Annotated in this window: 10 protein-coding genes; 5 read left to right on the top strand and 5 right to left on the bottom strand. The window is 64.3% G+C overall.

The window, feature by feature from the left end; all coding sequences use genetic code 11:
• Window positions 1-2,588: helicase-like domain-containing protein (locus A7G45_RS14705; protein ID WP_260938314.1), on the top strand; the 2,588-nt coding region annotated here is incomplete at its 5' end.
• A gap of 17 nt (window positions 2,589-2,605) precedes the next feature.
• On the opposite strand, the gene A7G45_RS14700 is transcribed toward A7G45_RS14705, so the two are convergent.
• Complete coding sequence (locus A7G45_RS14700; protein ID WP_260938312.1) at window positions 2,606-2,815, bottom strand: hypothetical protein; 210 nt, start codon at window positions 2,813-2,815, stop codon at window positions 2,606-2,608.
• Window positions 2,816-2,967: 152 nt separating this feature from the next.
• On the opposite strand from A7G45_RS14700, the gene A7G45_RS14695 reads away from it, so the two are divergent.
• The 4 genes from A7G45_RS14695 to A7G45_RS14680 are packed head-to-tail and all read left to right on the top strand — an operon-like array spanning window position 2,968 to window position 5,446.
• Window positions 2,968-3,978 carry a hypothetical protein gene (locus A7G45_RS14695; RefSeq protein ID WP_260938311.1) on the top strand — a complete coding sequence of 337 codons (1,011 nt, stop codon included), beginning with the start codon at window positions 2,968-2,970 and terminating at the stop codon, window positions 3,976-3,978.
• Between the two features lie 24 nt (window positions 3,979-4,002).
• Window positions 4,003-4,311: a hypothetical protein gene (locus A7G45_RS14690; RefSeq protein WP_260938309.1), complete on the top strand. Its 309-nt coding sequence runs from the start codon at window positions 4,003-4,005 to the stop codon at window positions 4,309-4,311.
• Window positions 4,311-4,757: a hypothetical protein gene (locus A7G45_RS14685; protein ID WP_260938307.1), complete on the top strand. Its 447-nt coding sequence runs from the start codon at window positions 4,311-4,313 to the stop codon at window positions 4,755-4,757. Before A7G45_RS14690 ends, A7G45_RS14685 begins: the two co-directional genes overlap by 1 nt.
• A gap of 38 nt (window positions 4,758-4,795) precedes the next feature.
• A complete protein-coding gene (locus A7G45_RS14680) occupies window positions 4,796-5,446 on the top strand; it encodes an XF1762 family protein (protein ID WP_260938304.1) in 651 nt (216 codons plus the stop codon).
• 29 nt (window positions 5,447-5,475) lie between these two features.
• On the opposite strand, the gene A7G45_RS14675 is transcribed toward A7G45_RS14680, so the two are convergent.
• The 4 genes from A7G45_RS14675 to A7G45_RS14660 all read right to left on the bottom strand — a co-directional run bounded on the left by A7G45_RS14675 (window position 5,476) and on the right by A7G45_RS14660 (window position 8,328).
• A complete protein-coding gene (locus A7G45_RS14675) occupies window positions 5,476-6,141 on the bottom strand; it encodes a hypothetical protein (RefSeq protein ID WP_260938302.1) in 666 nt (221 codons plus the stop codon).
• Window positions 6,138-6,746, bottom strand: a complete 609-nt coding sequence (locus tag A7G45_RS14670) for a hypothetical protein (protein ID WP_260938300.1) — start codon at window positions 6,744-6,746, stop codon at window positions 6,138-6,140. The genes A7G45_RS14675 and A7G45_RS14670 overlap by 4 nt, the downstream gene beginning before the upstream one ends.
• Before the next feature lie 524 nt (window positions 6,747-7,270).
• Window positions 7,271-7,600, bottom strand: coding sequence for a hypothetical protein (locus tag A7G45_RS14665; RefSeq protein ID WP_260938298.1), 330 nt, complete (start codon window positions 7,598-7,600; stop codon window positions 7,271-7,273).
• Window positions 7,597-8,328, bottom strand: a complete 732-nt coding sequence (locus A7G45_RS14660) for a hypothetical protein (RefSeq protein WP_260938296.1) — start codon at window positions 8,326-8,328, stop codon at window positions 7,597-7,599. Before A7G45_RS14660 ends, A7G45_RS14665 begins: the two co-directional genes overlap by 4 nt.
• Window positions 8,329-8,458: the final 130 nt, after the last annotated feature.

Here is an 8,458-nt window from a genome sequence, read left to right as displayed (position 1 = left end):
TGTCCTGCGCCAGCGGCGCGCAGCGCGCCGAAGACCTCGCCATGAAACTCGACGTCCTTCGTCAGCGTCGCCGGGAGGAAGGTCGCGCGGCCGGGCTACGCCGCGACCAGATCGTCGAACGCGTCGCCACCTTTGCGACCGGAACCCCCGTGGCGAACAGCCTGGGGGAATTATGGGTCATGCAAAACTATCTGCGGCCCGACCTTCTCGCCGCCGCCGGCGTGGCCGACATCAACGACTGGGGCGCGGCGTTCACCACAACAATCAGTACCGTCGAATTCAATGCCACCGGAACGTCACTGCGGCCGGTCACCCGCGTCGGGAAATTCTGCAACCTGCCCGAACTGCTGTCGCTGTCGTCGATCTTCACCGACGTCGTTACACGCGATGAAGTGCCCATGGCGCTGCCCAAGCTGGTCGACGGGCACCGATCGGTGATCAGCATGGTGCCCGATCAGGTCGTCAAAGACTTCATCACCGACCTGGGCTGGCGCCTGGACCACCTGGACCCGCGACGGCCGGACAAAGACAACACGCTCAAATGCGCCAACGACGGCCGCAACGTGAGCCTGGATCCCCGGATGGCGAACCTGCCCGCCCCCGCGGTGTCCCGGGCGAGCCGCGTCGCCGACGAAATGATGCGCGTGTATCGCGCTAGCGCCGACCGGGTGTACCGCGACGCCGATACCGGCGAAATCTCACCGCTCCGTGGTGGCTTTCAGATCGGCTTCTGCGACCGCGGCACGCCGTCAAAAGATAAGCGGCAGTTCACGATCTACGGTGCGATCCGCGACGAGCTCATCGCACGCGGGATGCCCGCCGACAGGATCGCGTTCATTCACGACGCGGCAAAACCCGCCGAGAAGCTGGCGTTGCAGCACCGCTGCCGCAGCGGCGAAATCGCCGTCCTCATCGGCTCCACCGAGAAGATGGGCACCGGAATGAACGTGCAGACGCGGGCCACCGCACTGCACCACATCGACGTCCCGTGGCGCCCGGCCGACCTCGAGCAGCGTGAAGGACGCATCATTAGGCAGGGCAACCAGAACGAAGAAGTGGAGATCCTCACCTACGTCACCGAAGGCGCATTCGACACCGTCATGTGGCAGAAAGTCGAAGCCAAAGCCAAGTTCATCGAACAGGTCAAACGCGAGAACGTCGACATCGACGAAATCGAAGACCTTGGGGGAGGGGACATCTCGGGTGCGGCCGCCGAAACCAAAGCCATCGCCACCGGAGACCCCCGATACGTCAAGCAAGTCCAGCTCGACGACGACGTCAAACGGCTCACCGCGCTGGAAAACGCGCACCTGGACGCCGGCGTGCGCCGCGACCGCCAACGCCGAGACACCGAACGCGAATTCGCCGCCACCGGTAAAGAACTGGCCAACCTGGATCAGATCATCGAGACCATCACCCGCAGCGCCGACCAACCCCTCCAGGTCGCTGTTGGCGGTAAATCCTTCGCCGAACGCAAAGACGCCGCCGAACCGTTCGCGGCCGCATGCCGGGACGCCTTCCTGAAACTGAAGAACGCCAGCAGTTGGGACACCCGACCCCTGGGCGCCACGATCAACGGCATCGGCATCACCGCCAGCCGCAGCTACATCAACAGCCAGCTGCGCCTGACCCTCGATGTGCCCTCCACCACCGTCGCCATCGAGGACGCCGAAGTACTCGCCACCGCACCCACCATCGGCGGCGACACCCACGCAGCCAAAGCCCGTGGGCTCCTGCAACGAATGGAGAACGCGTACAAGGACATTCCGCATCACCGCACCCGTCTGGAAACCCGGCTCGCCCGGCTACAAGGAGAGCTCGACGATTTCGACAACACCAGCCTGGGGGAGTTCGAGCACGCCGCCGAACTTGAGGCCAAACGACTTGAACTGAGCACCCTGACCGCACAACTGCGCATGGAAGCCCAGAGCGAAGCCGCGCAGGCCAAAGCCGCAGCCGCCGAAGAACGGATGCTCGAATCGGGACGTCAACCAGGCTGGACCCTCGAACTCAACCCCACCCCCGCTCTGGTGGCTGAATCCGGGTTGCCCGACGCAGCCAGCTACCGAGCCGCCGAACTCTTGATGCAGCAGCACCGCGCCAACGATTACTTCGAAAAGCAACGCGACATGCAGCGAGAGAGGGAGCGCGCCGTCGCGAGCGACGACCAGACCTGGGGGACGATCTTCTCCTTCCGAGCCGAGTGCGAGACCGACGTCGAAGAATTCTTTAACGACTGCGAGGACGCCGATATCCCCGTGGACGAGGTCACCGTCACCGCGACCGACGAGGAATCCCTCGAAGTGGTCGTGGAGTTCCGCTCAGAACCAGAAACGACCGCTGAGCTCCTGCGGGGCATCGCCGCAGCCCGCGGCGACCTGCATACCGTGGTGCAAACCCTGCGGCCAGTCCCGTTGGCGGACAACACACTCGAACGACTCGACTTGAGCAAGTCGGGTCTACCCGAAGGCGCCAAGATCGTGCTCCAGCGCCTCATCGACCGCCAAAACGGCGCCGGTCACCAGCCCCCAGGGCGGAACACCAACCGCGAACGCGACTCCGGAGGGGACCACAGCATCGGCCTCTAATACGTTGCGGGAGTGGGCTAATGCTTCTCGTCGAGATGGCCGAACTCATTGGGCACCTGCTGCCCGGGCCGGGGTGGCAGCTCGTCGGTGTCACCAACCAACCACAACAGAAAACCCTCAATGTGTTCGCGCAGCGTCGAATCCGGCTGCACCGCGATCTTCGACCGCTCCCGCAGCGACGGCCGGATACGAATCGAGGTCGCGGGCCATCGGTGCTGGTTCGGCATGACCAAATTCTCGCACAGGGTGTACAGCCACCGCTAGAGTGCGTATATTCGAGGTGTACAGCCACCCGTCCAGAGCGTCCAGCAACACTCGGATGTCAGACCGCAACGATACGGTCCACACCAGGGCCATCGACCACTTCGCAAGGTGAATCATGAACCTTCACACCATCATCTCCGTGGTGACCGTTCCGATCATGCTGATCGGCACGATCTCGTGCCTGTTCCGGCTAATCAACTTGAACGGCAGGGGCATCGGGTATGCCTTCGCACCGGTACTTTTCGCGGGAATGGCCCTGGTCCCGCTGAACTTCATGCCGGCGATGGCGGCTTACATCGCCCCTCGGCCGAGTGATGCACATACACCAGGCTTGCTCGATCACCTTTTCGATCCGATCAGCGCGCCGGACACCACGGCCGCAGCGCCCACCACATCGGTCGCGCCGAAACCTGCACCAAGTAGCCCATACGCCGCGCCGCCAGCGTCAGCGGAACCGTCGACGCCCATCGACTGGACACCGTTCATCATCGCCGCTGCCGTGGCAGCAGGCGGCGGCGGACTTGGATACGCCGGATACAAAACGTGGTCAGCGATCGATGAACGCCGCCACCGTAAGGCCCTCCGCGAGGTCGCACGACAAGCGCAACTCGACCGCTGGGCCATCGGCCTCGCCAGCTACACCATCGCCGCGGAAGCACTCATGGCATTCGAAACCGACCCCGAATCCGTGTACTTCACCCGACCCCTGCTCAGCGACACCAACGAACCGGCGACCGCCTCTTTCTACACGGCCTTCGGTGCCGCGCAGAGCCTCAAGCTGGAGACCGCGCCCTCCGACGACACCGCGATCGACGCTTTCGTCGCGGCCGCCACCGCGGCCGAACAGGCATTCCTCGAGGCTGACCAGAATGCGCGCCGCAAAGCGCGAATCGGGATCGTCCATCAGGACCGCCGCCTCACCGACACCGAGAAACGCAAACTGGACCAAGCCCGCAAGCTGATGTCTACGGCAACACACCCAGGAACCTCACCCACCGAGGCCCAAGCCGCCCACACGAAGGCACTTTTCCTACTCGACGACGTCGGCGTCATCGTCCCCGAACGACTCGTCACCAACGTCACCCGGTGCATCGAAACAGTTCAACGCCAAGCGATTACCGCCTGACCAGTCCGCAGAGAGGGTACAGAAATGCCAGACCACATTCAGCCAACGATCGTGCCCGACGGTGACCACTTCCGGTACACCCCGCGCGGGGTGGTGATGGTTGGCGAGTTCAGCCGCGCAGCGGTGCCCTCGTGCGACAGGTGCACGGTCGAACTTCCGGTGCGACTGGTGGCCGACGAGCCGATCAGCGACCAAGAATGCGACGCACTCCTGACTGTCTACCTCGAAGGTGCCGGCTGGGTCTGCTCCGCTGCAGGCGATCTGTGCCCGAACTGCCGGCCCGACCTGTCAGCTGAATCCGGATCGCGCTCCCACCCGGACCGCAAGTACTGATGTCGCTGAATTCGGGCAACAGCCAGCCGCCGATGCTCGGCATCGTTCGCATCAACTACCTCACCGAATTCCACTACGGAGACGACGCAGTCCTGCTGACCATGGACCGCACCGGAGTACACGACCTCCGGGCCATGCTGCGCGACGCGGCGCAGAATGGCAGCTCGCGACTGGAGCACGCTGGCGTCATCCACGAGTTCAACATCGAGCCTGGCGCCGCTGACATCGAGCTCCACCCGACCTACGTCACTTGGCGAATCGACCCAACTCTGGCGGCGACGATCATCGAGCAGCTCACAAGTCTCATGCAAGGTGCCCGCCACCGCCCCTGCCACCAATACGTCGACAACATGCACACCCCAACCGACTTACTCATCCTGTCCCGCGACGAATACGTCGACCCCACTTATCCATGGACGCAGCCCCCGGAAGCGAACCGACAGTGAGCAATCGCGGACCACGCCTCAGCACCAAGGTGATCACCTTGCGCGAAGCCCAGGCGTTCGTTGAACGACACCACCGCCACCACGGCAGTCCGGTCGGTCACAAGCTGTCGATCGGTGTCCGGATCAAGGGAACCGACGACCTCGTGGGCGTGGCCATCGTGAGCCGCCCCGTGGCCCGACTGTTCGACGACGGCGGCGACACCCTGGAAGTGAGCCGAACCTGTACAGACGGCACACGTAACGCCAACTCAGCGCTCTATGGAGCGGTCTGGCGCATCTGCCGCGAACTTGGCGCCAAACGCATCATCACGTACACCCAGGATGGCGAAACGGGCGTTTCCTTGCGTGCCGCCGGCTTCACTCCAATAGCCCGCCGCAAGGCCCACCCAGGCTGGGACCGTCCGAGCCGACGACGTGATGCCGACCATCCGACCAACGTCGGCCGGCTTCTGTGGCTGCGCGGTGAGGCATTCCCCGAATGTCACGAAACTCCCGACGAATGTCACGAAATTCTGCGGCCCACGGTGTGCTCCCAATGCGGCAGCGAATTGTCCCAGTCGAAGACCGGTCGTCCCCGCCTCAACTGCTCCGATACCTGCCGTCAACGATCGCGTCGGAAGCGCCGCGCTGCGGAGCATGAACCGTCGCCGGTCAGAGAAGAACAGGACGACTTAACGCTTTTCGCGTGAGCCGGTTCGTGTAACCAACGTCATGGACCTTAGCCAGGCAGCACTTCCACTCGGTACGAGCCGCGACGTTGCAGCCCCTCCAGCCGTGTTTGGATGGCCGTCCGAGGACCTCCGAGCACGATGGCGATCAGTGCGTCGCGGGCGGCGCCGGGAATCCAGTGGCCGTACATCTGCTCATCCTGCCAGCACCGGGTGCCGCGGTCAGCGTCGAAACGTGTATGGACTATCCGCCCGTTATCGACGTATGCGTTGGGATATAACGTTTTATCGGGCCGCCACGCGTCGTCAGCACCGGAGGGCCTGCACACGTAACTGGGTTCCGCTTTGGTGCCGTCGAGCACGAGCATCGCAGCGATGCTCCTGGTGGCCGGATACTCCCAGGCTTTGTCCGCATGCCCGGTCGCGAAGAACGCGCACCCTGACGGAACGTCGAGGCCATGTTCGAGGACATGGCCCAACGCGTCGGCGTCGACGCCGCGATAGAGCCCGATCGGCGCCTCCCACCCGAACGGCGGCAGCCACAGCGGTACGTCCCGTACTGCGGACTTGTCGGTGTGCCAGATTGCGACACCGTCCGACCGGGCGATCAGCGTGCAATCTCGTTCAGGCCCAATTCTTTCCGCCACGACGATGTCGGCATCGGTGGGCTCAGCGCCCACTTTCGAGCCTGTGACGGTGCGCTCGTTGGCGCTCATGGGCGCCACAACCGCGCCGCCGGCGTAAACAGGAATTCGGTGGCCCGTGTGACGGTGTCGGCTACGGGGCGCTTTTCATCGACCACAAGGGCGGCACGCCCGGCGCTCACGACGGACACAACCACCGAAAACATGCCGCTTTTGCGCAGATAGTCCATCTCCGGTACCGCCCTGTCGAGATTTGCGCGGTACAGGTCGCCTCCGGCCACGTCATTGTCGCTCTCCGGACCGGGAGCCGATTCGCCGGCCACGACGAAGTCGATGCCCAGCGCGCGACCTATCCGCGACCAGCCGATGATGGCTTCCACCAACGTCAAGTCGGGCCGGTCGATGAACACGACCACTGTCGGGATGCGGTGACCGGCGGCGCGGGCCTTTTCGATGTCAGGGACATTGTTCTGCCTCAGCATGTCCTGGCGCGTGCAGGCCAGGCCGTCTACATGGTCGACGAGCTGCTGATGGGTGAGATGCGTGTGCTTGGCGCCGATGCTGTAGACCGGCGATTCTGCTGTGCTGTACACGATTTCGAGGTCACGTTCGTCTTGGGCGGCCGACAGCTTGTTCGCCAGCGACGGTAAGAGTGCTGCGGAGTCGGCGCCGATCATGACGGCGTGCGGACCAGAACTCGAACTGGCCCTGAAATCGGACGGCCACTCCAAGTTCACCAGCACTGGCTGACCATCGGGACCGTGGTACGACGCCGCTAATGCCGCTCGAGTGGTGGTCGTGGAGGCCGTGACGATCCGTTTGGCCCGGGTGTATGACACTCCGGGATGGTCGGCCTGATACTGCCGGGCGGCCTGATAGGACGATTCATCTTTACGCATTGCGGCGCGATCCCTTCAAAGAGAGTTGTTCTGCCAGCCCACATCTGCGCAGAAACCATCTTCGTTGGGTGGTGCGGAAACCAGGGGTCTTGTCTCGATCGTGAAGGTGACTGTCCGATGTGGGCGGTTCAGTCGTATGTCGAGATTCGTGGCACCCGCGAATGCCATCTCCCAGGGTACAACACGGGTCGGGCAGCGGGACTGGTTGATGATCCGCGTGGCGCAGCTCGTGAACTCGCCTGGCGCACAGGACAACCGCGCCACCACCACGATGCGTCCTCGGTTGCGTGCACATCGGTCGGTCAGTACGAAGTGTCGGGGGAGTCGATGCGTTCGGCGGCCGGCCCGAGTGGAGCCCGGCGGCGGGTCTGCCAATGATCGAGTGCGCCGCGCACGAAGTGTTGTGCCAGTGCGGCAAATGCGATCGCTGCAAGGATGCGCACGATAGCCGGAATCGTGTCCCATCCGCCGGCGCCGGTGACCAGATTCCACATCCCGCACGCGAATACTGCCGCCAGAAGCAGACACCGCCCGACCTCGATCGATGGACGGCTCGGCAGCGCGAACACAATGTCCGGTTCCTGCGCAGGTTGGGTGCCGCGCCGGCCCAGGCTTTCAGTCACCGCGCTCACGCCCCTTTTCGTAGGTGGTTGACCGTGGTGATGAGGGCCGAGCACCCGGCCCGGTCAACTGCGGAGGGCCTCGCCGGTACGCCTGGGTGCCAGGACACGATCGTGTCGAGGTCGGCCCCATCAGAGAACCAGGGGATGTCCGTGCGCAGCAGGGCCACCACGTCGAACCAGGCCCATGCGCTCAATGGCGAGCTGCCGCGCTCGGCGACGTGAACCGACGGCTGATGGTCCCCGAATTGACCTCCGGGAACCGTCCTTGCCCGCACCTCGGGAACGATGACCGCACTGACCGTCGGGAGCTCGCGCAACAGCCGGGCGGCAGCGGGCGCGCACACGTCGTCGGCCCCGGCCCGATACGCGAGGGCTACCACACCGCGGCTGTCCCCGGGCAACCACAGGTGAACGCCGTACCGGTGGACATTGAGCCTGCTGCCCAGCGCGAGGACTTGTGTTCCGACGAATTCGGCGGCACGGCTTGACCCAGGATCAGGGAACAGCCGGGGGATACGCGGGCCAAGGGCGGGGAAGCGCTCCCAGATCGCACTGAACACCGCCAGTTCGGACCACGTCGGATTACCCAAGCCGACTTCGCGCGGACGCGGATAGACCGGCGAGCCCGCCGCGATGTCCTGCAGTAGGCATTCGGTGCTGGTGTCGAACAGTTCAGCGACCAGCTGCGGGTACATGTCTCGGTGAGCCCACCGTGCGTGCCGTGTCCACTGATCCATCACTTCCCGCCCCCCCTTGAAATCCTCTCCGGTTGCCAAAAGCGTTGCCGCCCCTGACAATCCGGCCCCTGTCAGCAAGGACCCCGGGCGTGGAGGCTGCACCACACCCGGGGCTCGGTCCTACCGGCAA

Origin of the sequence: Mycolicibacterium llatzerense (assembly GCF_025331195.1) — a bacterium.
GTDB lineage: Bacteria > Actinomycetota > Actinomycetes > Mycobacteriales > Mycobacteriaceae > Mycobacterium > Mycobacterium llatzerense.
Note: the sequence above shows the minus strand (reverse complement) of the source record. Positions and strands in the feature narration are given on the sequence as shown.

Coding starts and splice junctions, on each gene's coding strand:
- A7G45_RS14700 (WP_260938312.1), bottom strand. CDS start 2,815: ATGCCGAACCAGCACCGATGGCCCGCGACCTCGATTCGTATCCGGCCG.
- A7G45_RS14695 (WP_260938311.1), top strand. CDS start 2,968: ATGAACCTTCACACCATCATCTCCGTGGTGACCGTTCCGATCATGCTG.
- A7G45_RS14690 (WP_260938309.1), top strand. CDS start 4,003: ATGCCAGACCACATTCAGCCAACGATCGTGCCCGACGGTGACCACTTC.
- A7G45_RS14685 (WP_260938307.1), top strand. CDS start 4,311: ATGTCGCTGAATTCGGGCAACAGCCAGCCGCCGATGCTCGGCATCGTT.
- A7G45_RS14675 (WP_260938302.1), bottom strand. CDS start 6,141: ATGAGCGCCAACGAGCGCACCGTCACAGGCTCGAAAGTGGGCGCTGAG.
- A7G45_RS14670 (WP_260938300.1), bottom strand. CDS start 6,746: ATGATCGGCGCCGACTCCGCAGCACTCTTACCGTCGCTGGCGAACAAG.
- A7G45_RS14660 (WP_260938296.1), bottom strand. CDS start 8,328: ATGGATCAGTGGACACGGCACGCACGGTGGGCTCACCGAGACATGTAC.